The following is a 14,926-nucleotide window of genomic DNA, read 5'->3' on the forward strand; positions in this document are numbered from 1 at the left end:
CGCATCCCCCAGGGATGCGCGCCCTTTTTCATGGCTGTCCGTCCAACGCCGCGAAGCGTTCCGCCAGCCAGCCGTGCAATTGCCGCACGGCTGGCGAGAATTGCCGCCGATGGGGACAGAACAGCTGCAGCGGCAACGGCTCACCGGGCTGCTCGGGCAGCAGCCGCACCAGCCGACCGGTCTGGAGATCGTCGCGCATGTCCAGCCAGGACTTGTAGACGATGCCCTCCCCCGCCACCGCCCAGCGCCGCACCACCTCGGCATCGTCACTCTGCAAGGGTCCGCCGACGGCCACCTGGCGCAGGCCACCGTCGGCCTGTGGAAAGCTCCACTTGTCATGGGTGCGCCCATGCAGCTGGTAGAGCAAGCAGGCGTGCCTGCCCAGGTCATCCAGGCTGCGCGGCGTACCCTGGCGGGCCAGATAGGCCGGCGCCGCCGCCAGCAGCCGGCGGTTGTCCGGGGCGAGGGGCAGGGCCACCAGGCTGTCGTCCTGGCTGCGCCCGTAGCGCAGGGCGATGTCCACCGGATCGCGGTAGACGTCCGCCTGCTGGTCCGACACAAACAGCCGTAGCGTCAGCCCCGGATGCCGTTGGCGGAATTCGGTCAGCCACGGCAGCAGCAGATTACGCCCCAGGTCGGACGGCGCCGCCACCTGCAACACCCCGCGCAGCTCGGGGCTCTCACCCTGCAGCCGTTCGCGCCCTTCGCGCAGGGTCTCCAGCACCTCCCGCGCATAAGGCAGGTAGGCCTCGCCCTCGGCGGTCAGTCTTAGGCTGCGCGTCGAGCGAGCGAACAGGCGAATGCCCAGCTCCCGCTCCAGCCGCCCGATGGCGGCGCTCACCTGGCCCGGCAACAGGTCTGCCTCGCGGGCGGCGCGGGAAAAGCTGCCCAGGGCAGCGGAGCGCACGAAGAGCCCCAGGTCGTCGAAGCGGATCATTTTCACTCCTGCAGTGAAGGTGCTATCCGATTCTGCCGCTTTTTCCGACCGACAATGAAGACGACCATGGCCTAACGTTTCTCATCGTACCAAGGAATCCGCCCATGAAAGCCATCATCCACGGTGACACCACCCTGCCCGCCAGCGATCCCCGCGCCCTGCAGGACGCGGTGCTGCCCGATCCCACGCCCGAGGCCCACGACCTGCTGGTAGAGGTCCGTGCCGTGTCGGTCAATCCGGTCGACACCAAGGTGCGCCAAGGCTTGGTGCAGCGGGAGTCCAAGGTGCTGGGCTGGGACGTCTCCGGTGTGGTTCGCGCCGTGGGCAGCGCCGTCAGCCGCTTCGCCGTGGGTGACGAGGTCTACTATGCCGGCGAACTGTTCCGCCCCGGCTGCAACAGCGAGCTGCACCTGGTCGACGAATACCTGGCCGGGCACAAGCCCAGGAGCCTGGATCACGCCCAGGCCGCGGCCCTGCCGCTGACCGCCATCACCGCCTGGGAATTGCTGTTCGACCGTCTCGGCGCAACCGAGGGTGGCGGCGCGGGCCAGCAGTTGCTGGTGATGGGCGCCGCAGGCGGCGTCGGCTCCGTGCTGGTCCAGCTGGCCCGCCAACTCACCGAGCTGACCGTGATCGGCACCGCCTCGCGCCAGGAAACCCAGGACTGGGTGCGTACCCTCGGCGCCCATCACGTCATCGATCACCACCAGCCGCTGCGGCCCCAACTCGAAGCCCTGGGTCTGGATGGTGTGACCCTCGTCGCCAGCCTCACCCACACCGATGTGCATTTCACCCAGTTGGTGGATGTCCTGCTGCCCCAGGGTCGCCTGGGCGTGATCGACGATCCGGCGCAACTCGACGTGGTGCCGATGAAGGCCAAGTCGCTGTCGCTGCACTGGGAACTGATGTTCACCCGCTCGCTGTTCCAGACCCCGGACAAGGTGCGCCAGCACGAGATCCTCGAACGCGTTGCCGGGCTGATCGACCAAGGCACGCTCAAGACCACCCTGGGCGAGCACCTGGGCCGGATCGATGCCGCCAACCTGCGCCGCGCCCATGCCCGGCTGGAAAGCCACCAGGCCCGCGGCAAGCTTGTGCTGGAGGGTTTCTGATGCCCCGTTTCAGTGTCCTGACCCTCGCCGCCGCCCTCGCCGTGGGTAGCCAGACGGCCCTGGCCGCGCCGCTGCCCCAGGAGCGCACCCTTGGCCAGCTGGAGCAGGTCTTCGCCTTCCAGGACGCCATGCCCACCGGGGTCACCGTCAGCGAGACCGGCCGGATCTTCGTCAACTATCCCCGCTGGGGCGACGAGGTGCCCTTCACCGTCGCCGAACTCAAGGACGGCAAGGCCGTGCCCTACCCGGACGCCGCGTTGAACGTCGAGACCCCGGGCCAGCCGGGCAAGGGCTTCATCAGCGTGCAGAGCGTGGTGGCCGATGGTCGCGGACACCTCTGGGTGCTGGACACCGCCGCGCCGGGCTTCGCCGCGCCCAAGGTCGGTGGCGTCAAGCTGGTGGCCATCGACCTCAAGACCAACAAGGTCGCCAGGACCCTGGCCTTCCCCGCCTCGGTGCTCCAGCCCAAGAGTTACGTCAACGATGTGCGCTTCGACTTTCGCGTCGGTCGGGCCGGGGTGGCCTATGTCACCGACTCGGCGCCGCCGGGCGGCCTGATCATCCTCGACCTCGCCACCGGCCAGGCCCAGCGCCGCCTGACCGGCGCGCCCCAGGCCAACGTCGATCCTAGCTTCGTCCCGGTGGTGGAAGGCGAGCCGCTGCTGATGCGGCGTCCCGATGGCAGCACCGTGCGCCCGGCCATCGCCAGCGATGGCATCGCCTTGTCGCCGGACGGCGGCACCCTCTACTTCAGCCCGCTGTCCAGCCGCCATCTCTATGCCGTGCCCACCGCCCTGTTGCGTGATCCCACGGCGAGCGAGGCCCAGGTGCGCGCCGGGGTACAGGATCTCGGCGAGAAAGGCGCGTCCGACGGACTCGAAGCCGATGCCCAGGGTCGCGTCTATGCCGGCGACTACGAGCACAACGCCGTGCGCCAGCGCCAGGCTGACGGCAGCTGGCGGACCCTGGTCCACGATCCGCGCGTGCTCTGGCCCGACACCTTCAGCATCGGTCCGGACGGCTACCTCTACTTCACCGCCAACCAGCTCCATCGCCAGGCCCAGTTCCACGATGCAAAAGACCTGCGCGAGAAGCCCTACAGCCTGTTCCGCGTCAAGATCGACGCCCAGCCGGCCCCTACCCACTGATCCGATCAGGAGTTATCCATGCAGCTGTCCCAGATCGCCCGCACCCGTTACACCACCAAGGCCTTCGACGGCTCCCGCAGCATCCCGGCCGAGCAGGTCGAGGAACTGCTGGAGCTGCTGCGCCAGGCGCCCTCCTCGGTCAACTCGCAGCCGTGGCACTTCGTGGTCGCTGCCAGCGCCGAGGCCAAGGCCCGCATCGCCCGTGGCATGCAGAGTCCCTACAACGAACCCAAGGTGCTACCGGCCTCCCACGTCATCGTGCTCTGCACCCGCCTGGAGATGACCGAAGGCCATCTGGCCCAGGTGCTGGAGCAGGAAGCCCAGGACGGCCGCTTCGCCAAGCCCGAGGCGCGCGCCACCCAGGACGGTACCCGCCGCCACTTCGTCGACCTGCATCGTCATGAGCGCCAGGATGTGCAGCACTGGATGGAGAAGCAGACCTACCTGGCCCTGGGCACCCTGTTGCTGGGCGCCGCCGCCCTGGGCATCGATGCCACTCCCATGGAGGGCTTCGACGCCAACAGCCTGGACCAGGAACTGGGTTTGCGCGAACAGGGCTACACCGCCCTGGTGGTGGTTGGCCTGGGCTATCGCGGCGAAAGCGACTTCAACGCCGCTCTGCCCAAGTCCCGCCTGACCCGCGAGCAGGTCTTCACCTTCCTGTAGAACGCCCACGTGGATAACGCTACGCACGCGTAGGTTGGGCTGAGCGAAGCGAAGCCCAACAAAGGCAGCAGCGTTGCCCTTCTTTGGACACAAAAAGCCGACCGCTAGCAAAGGTCAGCTTTTTCGTTTGGGCCTGTTGGGCTTCGACGATGAAGCCGTCTCAACCCAACCTACGGCTCATCGACGTGGATAACGCTGCGCACACGTAGGTTGGGCTGAGCGCAGCGAAGCCCAACAGACCCAATCCCCGATCAACCGCCCTTCAGATCCGCCAGGATCGAGAAGGCGCGCAACCGGTCCGCCTGCTCGTAGACGTCGCAGGTAAAGATCAGCTCGTCAGCGTCGGTCTTCTCCAGCAACAGCTCCAGGCGCTCGCGGACCTTGTCCGGGCCGCCGATCACCGCCATGCCGAGGAAGCTCGACACCGATTCCTTCTCATGGGACAGCCAGACCCCTTCCATGCTGCGCACCGGCGGCTGCAGGCGCAGGCTGTCGCCACGGAACAGCGCCAGGATGCGCTGGTAGACGGTGGTGGCCAGGTAATTGGCCTCGTCGTCGCTGTCGGCCGCCACCAGGGGTACCCCGAGCATCACATAGGGACGATCGAGCACCGCGGACGGCTTGAAGTTCTCGCGATAGAGCCGGATCGCCTCGTGCACATAGCGCGGCGCGAAGTGCGAGGCGAAGGCATAGGGCAGGCCCTTGGCCGCCGCCAGCTGGGCACTGAACAAGCTCGAACCCAGTAGCCAGATCGGCACCTCGGTGCCCACGCCCGGCATGGCGATCACGCCCTGCCCCGGCTGCTGCGGCCCGAAGTAGTGCTGCAGCTCTTCCACGTCCCGCGGGAAGTCGTCGGAACTGCCCAGGCGGTCACGGCGCAGGGCATAGGCGGTGCGCTGGTCCGACCCCGGCGCGCGGCCCAGGCCGAGTTCAATGCGGCCCGGATACAGCGAGGCCAGGGTGCCGAACTGCTCGGCCACCACCAGCGGCGCGTGGTTGGGCAGCATGATGCCGCCCGAGCCCAGCCGCAGGGTGCTGGTGCCGGCGGCCAGATAGCCCAGCAACACGCTGGTCGCGGAACTGGCGATACCGTCCATGTTGTGGTGCTCCGCTACCCAGTAGCGGGAAAAGTCGAGCTGCTCGACATGGCGCGCCAGGGTCAGGGCATTGTGCAGCGCCTGGGTCGCATCGCCGTCGTCACGGATGGGGACCAGGTCGAGGACCGACAGGGCGGTCTTAGAGAGACGGGTCATCAGGATTCTCCTCGGCGGCCTGATCGTAGGCCGCCCTGTGGCGCTGAATTAAAGGCTGCTTCGCGGAGGCCCAGGCGGCCAGGGCACCCACCGGTACCATCAGGCTCTGGCCCAATTCGGTGAGGGCGTATTCCACCTGGGGCGGCTTGGTCGGGGTCACCGTGCGGGACACCAGGCCATCGCGCTCCAGTTGACGCAGGGTCACGCTGAGCATGCGCTGGGAAATGCCCTCGACCCGCCGGCGCAATTCGTTGAAGCGCAGCGGACCGGGTTCCAGGGTGAAGAGCGTGAGCAAGGACCAGGCATCGCCGATCCGGTCCAGCACGTCTCTTATCGGACAGGCGTGGGCATGCAGGCGGCGACGGCTGGAGATACGACTGACCACGGCGTCCATGGCGATCCTCGAAGCAGAACTGGCTCCCAGCCTACGCCTTTCGGGCGGTTATTAAAAGTAACCGCCTGTCAGGGCTGGCACTACCGTTCCAGCCAGGGCACAATCCAGGAGGTAGTGACCGTTTTTATTGATTGAACGTTCAATAAAAAATAGTTACCCTCCGAGGCTTCTTCCGCTCTGTTCAGGAGATGCCTCGTGCCCAAGGTCGGGATGCAACCCATCCGCCGTTCGCAGCTCATTGCCGCGACCCTCGAAGCCGTCGACGAAGTCGGCATGGGCGACGCCAGTATCGCCTTCATCGCCCGCAAGGCCGGGGTCTCCAACGGCATCATCAGCCACTACTTCCAGGACAAGAACGGCCTGCTCGAAGCCACCATGCGGCATCTGATGAATGCCCTGCGCCAGGCCGTGCGCGAACGCCGCGCCGCCCTGCCCGGTGATGATCCCGCCGCCAACCTACGCGCCATCATCCAGGGCAACTTCGACGATACCCAGGTCAGCGGTCCGGCCATGAAGACCTGGCTGGCCTTCTGGGCCACCAGCATGCACCAGCCCAACCTGCGCCGCCTGCAACGCATCAACGACCTGCGCCTCTATTCCAACCTCTGCTGGCAGTTCCGGCGCCTCCTGCCCCATGAGCAGGCCCGCGCCTCGGCGCGCGGCCTGGCCGCCATCATCGATGGCCTCTGGCTGCGCGGCGCCCTCTCCGGCGATACCTTCAACACCCAGCAGGCCCTGCAGATCGCCTACGACTACCTGGACCTGCAACTAGCCAAGGCCTAACCCCTCTTTGACCGTTTCGACCCCGGCCGGTCCGCTTCGGCCGGGGCTCTCCTCCTGCTTTTCCCTATCCATCTCTACTCTGATCGAACCGCTCTGGGCCGCCCATCGCCCCGCCTCCACGCGCCCCTGAATTTTTCATTGATTGAACGTTCAATAAAAATTAAGTAGACTGGATTCATCGCTGGCGCAAAGAGCTCCTTCTTTCGCGCCCCCTGTGTTCCTTGCGGGTGCCACGGCGCCCGCCCAGCTTGGGAGAACGTCCATGGCCCGTTTCGCCGAACAGCAGCTCTACATCGGTGGCCGTTATGTCGCCGCTACCGGTGGTGCCACCTTCGAAACCCTGAATCCCGCCACCGGCGAGGTGCTTGCCGTGGTGCAGAGCGCCAGCCGCGCCGACGTGGACAAGGCGGTGGCCGCTGCCGCCGCCGGCCAGAAGGTCTGGGCTGCCATGACCGCCATGCAGCGCTCGCGCATCCTGCGCAAGGCCGTGGACATCCTCCGCGAGCGCAACGATGAGCTGGCACTGCTGGAAACCCTGGACACCGGCAAGGCCCTGTCCGAGACCCAGGCCGTGGACATCGTCACCGGCGCCGACGTACTCGAGTACTACGCCGGCCTCGTCCCCGCCCTGGAGGGCGAGCAGATCCCGCTGCGCGAGACCTCCTTCGTCTATACCCGCCGCGAACCCCTGGGTGTGGTCGCCGGCATCGGCGCCTGGAACTACCCGATCCAGATCGCCCTGTGGAAGTCCGCCCCGGCCCTGGCCGCCGGCAACGCCATGATCTTCAAGCCCAGCGAAGTCACCCCGCTGACCGCGCTGAAGCTGGCCGAGATCTACACCGAAGCCGGCCTGCCCGATGGCGTCTTCAACGTGGTCAATGGCGTCGGCCCGGAAGTCGGCGTGGCCCTGACCGAGCATCCCGGCATCGAGAAGATCTCCTTTACCGGCGGCGTCGCCACCGGCAAGAAGGTCATGGCCAGCGCCGCCGGCTCGACCCTCAAGGAAGTCACCATGGAACTGGGCGGCAAGTCGCCGCTGATCGTCTGTGACGACGCCGACCTGGAACGCGCCGCCGACATCGCCGTCATGGCCAACTTCTTCAGCTCCGGCCAGGTCTGCACCAACGGCACCCGCGTCTTCGTGCCCCAGGCGCTCAAGGCCGACTTCGAAGCCAAGGTAGTGGAGCGGGTCAAGCGCATCAAGCTGGGCGATCCCCTGGCCGCCGAGACCAACTTCGGGCCGCTGGTCAGCACTCCGCACATGGAAAAGGTGCTGGGCTATATCGCCCAGGGCCAGGCCGAAGGCGCCCGCCTGCTCACCGGTGGCGAGCGCGTCACCCAGGGCGAGCTGGCCAAGGGCAACTTCGTCGCCCCCACCGTCTTCACCGATTGCCGCGACGACATGATCATCGCCCGCGAAGAGATCTTCGGCCCGGTCATGAGCATCCTCGCCTATGCCGACGAGGACGAGGTGGTGCGCCGCGCCAACGACACCGAATACGGCCTGGCCGCCGGTGTGGTCACCCGTGACCTGGCCCGTGCCCATCGCATGATCCATCGCCTGGAAGCCGGCATCTGCTGGATCAACACCTGGGGCGAATCTCCCGCCGAGATGCCGGTGGGTGGCTACAAGCACTCCGGCGTTGGTCGCGAAAACGGCCTCACCACTCTCGGCCACTACACCCGTATCAAGTCGGTGCAGGTCGAGATGGGCGATTACGCCTCGATCTTCTAAGCCGCTTCAGTAGCGCTTTTCTCCCCTCTCCGCTGGAGAGGGCCCGGGGATGGGGTGACCACCCCACCCGCCGTTAGGAGGAGAATCTCTATGGCACACGAATTCGATTACATCGTCATTGGCGCCGGTTCGGCCGGCAACGTCCTGGCTACCCGCCTGACCGAAGACAAGGACGTCACCGTCCTGCTGCTGGAAGCCGGCGGTCCCGACTACCGCCTGGACTTCCGCACCCAGATGCCGGCTGCCCTCGCCTATCCGCTGCAGGGCAAGCAGTACAACTGGGCCTATCAGACCGAGCCCGAACCGCACATGGACAACCGCCGGATGGAATGTGGCCGTGGCAAGGGCCTGGGCGGCTCTTCGCTGATCAATGGCATGTGCTATATCCGCGGCAACGCCCTGGACTATGACAACTGGGCGCAGCTCGACGGTCTGGACGACTGGACCTACCTCGACTGCCTGCCCTACTTCCGCAAGGCCGAGAAGCGCGATGCCGGTGCCAATGACTGGCACGGCGGCGACGGCCCGGTCTCGGTGACCACCGCCAAGCCGAACACCAATCCGCTGTTCGAAGCCATGGTCGAAGCTGGCGTCCAGGCGGGTTATCCGCGCACCGAAGACCTCAACGGCTACCAGCAGGAAGGCTTCGGCCCGATGGACCGCTTCGTCACTCCGAACGGCCGTCGCTCCAGCACCGCGCGTGGATATCTGGATCAGGCCAAGGGCCGCCCGAACCTGACCATCGTCACCCACGCCACCACCGATCGCATCCTCTTCGAGGGCAAGCGCGCCTCTGGTGTCGCCTACATGAAGGGCGATTCCCTGGAAGCCATCACCGTGCGCGCCCGTCGTGAAGTCCTGCTCTGCGCCGGCGCCATCGCCTCGCCGCAGATCCTGCAGCGCTCCGGTGTCGGCCCTGCGCCGCTGCTGCGTCGCTTCGACATCCCGGTCGTCCATGACCTGCCCGGCGTCGGCCAGAATCTGCAGGATCACCTGGAGATGTACCTGCAGTACGAGTGCAAGCAGCCGGTCTCGCTGTATCCGGCGCTGAAGTGGTACAACCAGCCGCAGATCGGCCTGGAATGGATGCTCAAGGGCACCGGCCTGGGCGCCAGCAACCACTTCGAGGCGGGCGGTTTCATCCGCTCCAGCGAGGAATTCGACTGGCCCAACATCCAGTACCACTTCCTGCCGATCGCCATCAATTACAACGGCACCAACGCCATCGAGGCCCATGGCTTCCAGGCCCACGTCGGCTCCATGCGTTCGCCCAGCCGCGGCCGCATCGAACTGACCTCGCGCGATCCGCGCCAGCATCCGAGCATCCTGTTCAACTACATGAGCACCGAGCAGGACTGGCGGGAATTCCGCGACGGCATCCGCCTGACCCGCGAGATCATGCAGCAGCCGGCGCTGGATCCCTATCGTGGCGAAGAGATCAATCCGGGTCGCGACTGCGTGACCGATGCCCAGCTGGACGCCTTCGTGCGCTCCCACGCCGAGACCGCCTACCACCCGTCTTGCTCCAACAAGATGGGTACCGACGACATGGCGGTGGTCGATGGCGCCGGTCGCGTGCATGGCCTGGAGGGCCTGCGCGTGGTGGACGCCTCCATCATGCCGATCATCGCGACGGGCAACCTCAATGCCCCGACCATCATGATCGCCGAGAAGATCGCCGACAAAATCCGCGGACGCGCCCCACTGCCGCGCAGCAATGCCGCCTACTACGTCGCCAACGGCGCCCCGGTACGAGGCACCCCGCTGCGCGACGTCAACGGCCAGCGCGCCGCCGAGCCGGTCCCGCAGCGTCGTGACCAGCCGGCCGCCTGATTCCAGGCAGCCGAACGCAAGAAGGGCGCCCTCGGGCGCCCTTCTTGTATATGCCTCTCCAGGTGCGACGGGCAGTCCGCTCTTCCCCCTCTCCCTCGGGGAGAGGGCCGGGGTGAGGGCAGCCTGCCCAGCCGCTCACCTCACAGACAATCCTTCACCGCCGTCAGAATGGTCCGCGGCCGCAGCGGATTGTTGGCCATCTGCTCACGCAGCTGGATGCGCGTACCGCGCGACGCCGACCCGATGTCGATGATGGCCGCCGTGGCGCCCGGCACCTTGCTGTCCACCAGCACGCGCTGCCCGCTGCTGCCCTGCGGCTGAACCAGCACATGCCGACCGTCCTTCTCCAGGCCGGTCACCAGGCAGGTGCGATAGTCCTCGGCACTCTTGCCCGTGCGCAGCTCCATGGGCGGATTGCGTTCAAGATTCGCCTGGCTGGTGCAACCGGCCAGGGCAGCGGCCAGGAAGGCCAGGGTTTTGGTTCTCATCAGCGGCTCCTCGCAAGCTCTTTGCGTCATTTTAGCCGCAGCTGGCTTACGTCAGCCTTAACCGTCGCACATCCTTGGTTTACAAGGGCTTTCCCATGGCTATAATGGCGTCCCCTTGCCGGTATAGCTCAGCTGGTAGAGCAACTGACTTGTAATCAGTAGGTCCCGGGTTCGACTCCTGGTGCCGGCACCATCTCTTTTGTAATCCTGTCTGCCGGACGGTTTTGTCTAGCGGATGGAACGCACGCCTGCGACATGCAGCGGCAAGACTCGGGTCTGTATGATGACCTACAAGTCACCTACTGCCGCGGCCCGCCATGTTCCTCGTCAATGATCGCTCCACGTCTCCCCACCGTGAAATCGCGTTCATCCAGAGTATTTTTCCTGATGGTACTGTAGCCCGGGGCTCAGGAACGGTCGTTGGCAACAACGACGTGCTGACAGCGCTCCACGTGATCTACGACGATCGATATGGCGGAAAAGCAGTCAGTGTCACGGTTACACCGGGCGCATACATCAATTCCACCTCTTTTTCCGCGCCTCTAGGTACCTACGCGGCCCATAGCTGGTCCGGCTATTCCAGTAATTGGGACAAGAATCGCGATCATGTCCCGAGTTATGAAGAGGTTGGGCATGATCTGGCGCTGATCAGTCTCGACACGAATATCGGGGCGACTACCGGCATCCTGGGCATTTCCACTACCGGCTCGGATCTGACTGGCACCGTACTAGGGTATCCCGTGCGCGGTACCGGACTGATGCAAGACACCGCTACGGCATCCTATGTAGCTGACTATCCGCTTTACTTCGTAGGTACTGGCCTGGGCTCAGGCGCTTCAGGCGGACCGCTGCTGGATGGCTCTGGTGCGACTGCAAGCATCCGTGGCGTCCTGTCCGCCGGGGACAACGCCAATACCTTCTCTCTCTATGCTGCCCTGACCGGCGCTAACGCAGCCTGGGTAGCCAAAGCGAGCAGTGCCAACGATGGCCTGCTGGATGCCAGCAGCGCCTATCGACCAAGCGGTCTTGGCGTCGCCAGTGGCAGTGATGCCAACGATATTCTTGTCCAGGCTCGACTGTCGTACGACACAACAGGCGCAGCCCAGGTCTACGGCTATCGAGGAACGGACGCGCTCATTATGCGCGGCTCTTCCTGGTCTTATCAGCTGACGACGGCTACCGATGATCCGAGCCTATTGCAGGTAAAGGACAACGTTAATGGGCAGACGCTGAACCTGCACGACGTCAACGCGCTCGACTTTTCTGACAAGACTGTTTTTGTCATGACGGAAAACCAAGCTCAGCTGGCAAGGCTTTATACGGTATTTGATCGTGTGCCTGATCTTGCCGGGCTAGCCTATTGGACCGACCTGCAGGCCCATGGCATGAGCTTTACCGATATCAGTCGGAGCTTTGCCAACTCTGCTGAATTCATCGCTCACTATGGCACCAGTACCAATAGCCAGTTTGCCTCCTTGCTATACGAGCGTGTGCTTGATCGTGCAGGTGATGGCGATGGACTGAATTACTGGACTACCTTGATGGATCAAGGCATGAATCGCCTGGACGTCATGACTCATTTCACCAACTCACCTGAAAGTCAGCAGCTCACAGAAGGCTCGGCGGGCCACATCAAGATCGTTGATCACGTTGCCTGGACGAACGCGGATGTGGTCATCCAAAAAGGTGTCGCTTTCGGCAGCAGCTACGGAGACAGCCTCCTACAGAGCGAGATGGTTGCCGACTCTGGTCATATAATGCGGGTGTTTGGTGGCCAAGGAAACGATGTCCTTTCTCTGCAGGGAACCGTAGCGGATTTTGCACGTACCGCCACAGCACCTAGTACGTTGGTACTGACGGCCAACAACGGCAGTGTTGCGCTGGAAGTTCACGATGTGAACGTGCTGCGCTTTCAGGACCGAGATATCTTCGTCCTGGATCAGCAAGAGGCGCAGATCGCGCGCCTCTATACTGCCTTCGATCGGGTGCCGGAGTATCAGGGCATCGAGTATTGGATGCACCAGCACGCCCTTGGTCGCAGCTTTGACGACATCGCCAGCAATTTCACTGCTTCGCCCGAGTTTGCCACCTGGTATGGCAGCCAAGACAATGTTGGCTTCACCAACACCCTCTATCGCACCGTTCTAGGCCGCGAAGGCGAAGCCAGCGGCTTGAGCTACTGGGCTACGCAACTCGAGCACGGCATGAGCCGCGCCAACGTGATGCTGCATTTCACCGAGTCACCGGAAAACCAGCAACTCACCGAAGGCGCTACCGGTTTCATACAGCTGGTGGGACAAACAGATTGGGCCTAGGGTCTCGAAAAGTTAAGGCCACAAAACCACAGAACTATTAAGTTCCTCATTCTAGCCAGCCGTCAAACGCGGCTCGCAGAGCCGCGTTTGAGAATATTAATACAAAGCAATAGTTTTTAGGCCTATTGCCAGCATTCGATCATCGCTACCAAGCCCTAAGTCACGCGGTATGATCGCACTCTTCAGATCAAAGCGGACAGTAAGTGTCCCCTTTTCAGCGATGCTATCTCTAACCGCAGCAGGTAGCTCGATCTCCAAGAGATTGTCAGAGGCCTTACTCAGCTGAAAGACTCCCACCGGGATACCATTGAAAGAAACACCAATGCGTTGCACGGGCGTTGCCGAGGTCAGGAACGCATTCATCATGAAAGCGACACCTCGCAGCTCGTTGGTGGCCGGAAAGGTCAGAGCCGATGCATGATCATTGGACCAAACGCCCCAGTCCTCCAACGTAGACCAGCCACGCTCAAGGTAAGAGGCGCTAGCCTGCCCCTTAGCGAAGCTCAAGGTAGTGCCAGCCTCTTCCTTAAATCGGCGAGCGTCAGTCACTGGGATCTCGAAGCCTTGAACGGCGAGACACTCCTGACAAGCATTCCATCCCGGCGCCACCACATTAAAGCCATCCACAGCCGTGAGCAGATCCTCTGGTTTGAGGTGTTGCTTGACCATTTCGAGTTGGGAACTGTCGACGATGTAAAGGGTATCGCCGTCGTAAGCTCCCCTCGCAATACGTTCGTTAGCTTGCTGAACAGCCTGGGCCAGAGCTTTCTGGTCCATGCGAGCCAGATAAACCATATCGGTTGCCTGTCCATGGGACGCCGCGTATTTAGAGAACGTCGACCAGTCCCGCCCTTGATTAGTAGGAAGGGTGGATCGAACCTTCTTATAGCGGTGCGCTGCCATTTCCCAGAAGGGTGCTCTTAGCGGCGTCGTTACGGTCAGCGCAGCATCCGAGCGTACCCGGGCCTGGAAACCCTCGCGGAAATTACCGGTATCAACGATTTGAACCAAGGCAGCCAACGCCAGGAAACCCAAGGCGATACGAATTCTGGTCGTTTTTAGGAATACGTAGAGGATGGCCAATACCACTACGTAGTAAACCGGCCAGAACAGCCGGCCCGATGCACGAAAAACGTTCGCAAGACGCTCGAGCTTTCCGTTCAGGGGCAGCGTCCATTCGAAGGCACCGAATCCTATACGATGGGTAATAGCGAACAATGTCAGCGCCAAGAGCATCACGAAGAGGCAAGGATAGCGCTTGATCAGGGAAGTTAGTTTGACGTGGGAACTGAAGTAGCCGGGAAGAGCAAAGAGCAAGATCAACAGAGTGCCGAGGCCAAGATAATTGAAGCCCTCGTAATCGCCACTACCCTCCGGGATATCTCGCAATACATAGGACCAGCGAGCCATGGGTCCTGGATCCCAAGAGTTCACCGGATCAAAGAGACTAAGCAGGTTGAAACGGTACACGCCGTAGCCCGAGGCGGAGGCGCCGCCATTGCTCACGGCAAAGTAACCCGCCTGCCAAGCGCAAAAGATAACGACCGCTGCCACAGCGCCCAGCTCGACGGCTGCACCAAGGGCCTGGCGCTCTTTCTTGTAAAACTTCCACGCCAGATCGCCCAGCCACAGTGCAGCGAGCATTGGAAGGAAGTACGCATGCGTCAGGGTGGCGATGGCGAATAGGGCAACCCAGGCAATAGATTGCCGGCGCGGCATAGGTCGTAACGCCAGATATAATCCCGCCAGAACGATGAAGTGCCCGGCCAGATTGAAATGAGCCTGCGCACGCCACATAAAGGGCGGAGCAAACAAAAAGAATAGACTACCTAAAACCAATACGCGTCGATCGTTTGAAATAAGGCCCAATAGCTTTAGTGAAAAAAAAGCTTGAAGAATGAAACAACAGAGCAGCCATATCCCTACGTACTGGAAGGTACCTGGCAAGATAGGTGACAGTACCTTGAACACCATGGCGAACAGCGGATTGGAATCGGTATAGACGATGGAGTTACTAAGTTCGAGGCCATAGTTTGGGTTGAGTCCCAACGGCATTGTCCAGGCAGAATTCCTGTAAAACGCCCAACCTAGGTAATTCTGTAACGGATCACCGCCGTTTAACCAGCTGGCATTTAGGGGATTGAGCACGCTAGGCCCCAGTACCCAGAAGAAAGCCAAGGTTCCTAGGATCAAGGCCCAGAGCAGATCACTACGCAACATCGGGTGCGATTTGTGAGTGAGAATGTTCAAATCTAAATCCCT

12 protein-coding genes and 1 tRNA gene are annotated in these 14,926 nt (G+C 63.0%); 8 read left to right on the forward strand and 5 right to left on the reverse strand.

All coding sequences use genetic code 11. The features are described 5' to 3' along the window. Positions 1 to 28: 28 nt before the first annotated feature. Positions 29 to 937: a LysR family transcriptional regulator gene (locus tag LRS53_RS21305; RefSeq protein WP_231357230.1), complete on the reverse strand. Its 909-nt coding sequence runs from the start codon at positions 935 to 937 to the stop codon at positions 29 to 31. A gap of 104 nt (positions 938 to 1,041) precedes the next feature. On the opposite strand from LRS53_RS21305, the gene LRS53_RS21310 reads away from it, so the two are divergent. The 3 genes from LRS53_RS21310 to nfsB are packed head-to-tail and all read left to right on the forward strand — an operon-like array spanning position 1,042 to position 3,863. Continuing rightward, a complete protein-coding gene (locus LRS53_RS21310; RefSeq protein ID WP_231357231.1) occupies positions 1,042 to 2,049 on the forward strand; it encodes a zinc-binding alcohol dehydrogenase family protein in 1,008 nt (335 codons plus the stop codon). Next, complete coding sequence (locus LRS53_RS21315; protein WP_231357232.1) at positions 2,049 to 3,197, forward strand: major royal jelly family protein; 1,149 nt, start codon at positions 2,049 to 2,051, stop codon at positions 3,195 to 3,197. Before LRS53_RS21310 ends, LRS53_RS21315 begins: the two co-directional genes overlap by 1 nt. A gap of 18 nt (positions 3,198 to 3,215) precedes the next feature. Next, entirely contained in the window at positions 3,216 to 3,863 is a 648-nt protein-coding gene (gene nfsB, locus LRS53_RS21320; protein ID WP_231357233.1) for an oxygen-insensitive NAD(P)H nitroreductase, read from the forward strand. A gap of 251 nt (positions 3,864 to 4,114) precedes the next feature. Here nfsB and LRS53_RS21325 read toward each other — a convergent pair whose 3' ends face one another. Both LRS53_RS21325 and LRS53_RS21330 read right to left on the reverse strand, forming a co-directional pair. Beyond that, positions 4,115 to 5,116, reverse strand: a complete 1,002-nt coding sequence (locus LRS53_RS21325) for an LLM class flavin-dependent oxidoreductase (protein WP_231357234.1) — start codon at positions 5,114 to 5,116, stop codon at positions 4,115 to 4,117. Beyond that, on the reverse strand, positions 5,100 to 5,510 hold the full coding sequence (locus LRS53_RS21330; protein ID WP_173149877.1) for a winged helix-turn-helix transcriptional regulator: 411 nt from the start codon (positions 5,508 to 5,510) through the stop codon (positions 5,100 to 5,102). The genes LRS53_RS21325 and LRS53_RS21330 overlap by 17 nt, the downstream gene beginning before the upstream one ends. A gap of 195 nt (positions 5,511 to 5,705) precedes the next feature. On the opposite strand from LRS53_RS21330, the gene betI reads away from it, so the two are divergent. The 3 genes from betI (at position 5,706) to betA (ending at position 9,861) form a co-directional block, all read left to right on the forward strand. Beyond that, positions 5,706 to 6,293 carry a transcriptional regulator BetI gene (gene betI, locus LRS53_RS21335; RefSeq protein ID WP_027597348.1) on the forward strand — a complete coding sequence of 196 codons (588 nt, stop codon included), beginning with the start codon at positions 5,706 to 5,708 and terminating at the stop codon, positions 6,291 to 6,293. Between the two features lie 262 nt (positions 6,294 to 6,555). After that, complete coding sequence (gene betB, locus LRS53_RS21340; protein WP_231357235.1) at positions 6,556 to 8,028, forward strand: betaine-aldehyde dehydrogenase; 1,473 nt, start codon at positions 6,556 to 6,558, stop codon at positions 8,026 to 8,028. 90 nt (positions 8,029 to 8,118) lie between these two features. After that, positions 8,119 to 9,861 (forward strand): choline dehydrogenase, encoded by a 1,743-nt coding sequence (gene betA / locus LRS53_RS21345; RefSeq protein ID WP_231357236.1) that lies wholly within the window; start codon positions 8,119 to 8,121, stop codon positions 9,859 to 9,861. Between the two features lie 140 nt (positions 9,862 to 10,001). Here the strand turns inward: betA and LRS53_RS21350 are convergent, their stop codons facing one another. After that, positions 10,002 to 10,349, reverse strand: a complete 348-nt coding sequence (locus LRS53_RS21350; RefSeq protein ID WP_027597345.1) for a hypothetical protein — start codon at positions 10,347 to 10,349, stop codon at positions 10,002 to 10,004. A gap of 117 nt (positions 10,350 to 10,466) precedes the next feature. On the opposite strand from LRS53_RS21350, the gene LRS53_RS21355 reads away from it, so the two are divergent. Then, positions 10,467 to 10,542, forward strand: a tRNA-Thr gene (locus tag LRS53_RS21355). A 124-nt stretch (positions 10,543 to 10,666) separates the two neighbouring features. Next, a complete protein-coding gene (locus LRS53_RS21360; RefSeq protein WP_231357237.1) occupies positions 10,667 to 12,664 on the forward strand; it encodes a DUF4214 domain-containing protein in 1,998 nt (665 codons plus the stop codon). 96 nt (positions 12,665 to 12,760) lie between these two features. Here LRS53_RS21360 and LRS53_RS21365 read toward each other — a convergent pair whose 3' ends face one another. Further along, positions 12,761 to 14,914, reverse strand: a complete 2,154-nt coding sequence (locus tag LRS53_RS21365) for a DUF6311 domain-containing protein (protein ID WP_231357238.1) — start codon at positions 14,912 to 14,914, stop codon at positions 12,761 to 12,763. Positions 14,915 to 14,926: the final 12 nt, after the last annotated feature.

This window comes from Pseudomonas sp. PLB05 (genome assembly GCF_021106615.1).
In the GTDB taxonomy this organism is placed as follows: Bacteria; Pseudomonadota; Gammaproteobacteria; order Pseudomonadales; family Pseudomonadaceae; genus Chryseomonas; species Chryseomonas benzopyrenica.

Coding starts and splice junctions, on each gene's coding strand:
- betB (WP_231357235.1), top strand. CDS start 6,556: ATGGCCCGTTTCGCCGAACAGCAGCTCTACATCGGTGGCCGTTATGTC.
- LRS53_RS21315 (WP_231357232.1), top strand. CDS start 2,049: ATGCCCCGTTTCAGTGTCCTGACCCTCGCCGCCGCCCTCGCCGTGGGT.
- LRS53_RS21305 (WP_231357230.1), bottom strand. CDS start 937: ATGATCCGCTTCGACGACCTGGGGCTCTTCGTGCGCTCCGCTGCCCTG.
- LRS53_RS21350 (WP_027597345.1), bottom strand. CDS start 10,349: ATGAGAACCAAAACCCTGGCCTTCCTGGCCGCTGCCCTGGCCGGTTGC.
- betA (WP_231357236.1), top strand. CDS start 8,119: ATGGCACACGAATTCGATTACATCGTCATTGGCGCCGGTTCGGCCGGC.
- LRS53_RS21325 (WP_231357234.1), bottom strand. CDS start 5,116: ATGACCCGTCTCTCTAAGACCGCCCTGTCGGTCCTCGACCTGGTCCCC.
- LRS53_RS21360 (WP_231357237.1), top strand. CDS start 10,667: ATGTTCCTCGTCAATGATCGCTCCACGTCTCCCCACCGTGAAATCGCG.
- LRS53_RS21310 (WP_231357231.1), top strand. CDS start 1,042: ATGAAAGCCATCATCCACGGTGACACCACCCTGCCCGCCAGCGATCCC.
- LRS53_RS21330 (WP_173149877.1), bottom strand. CDS start 5,510: ATGGACGCCGTGGTCAGTCGTATCTCCAGCCGTCGCCGCCTGCATGCC.
- nfsB (WP_231357233.1), top strand. CDS start 3,216: ATGCAGCTGTCCCAGATCGCCCGCACCCGTTACACCACCAAGGCCTTC.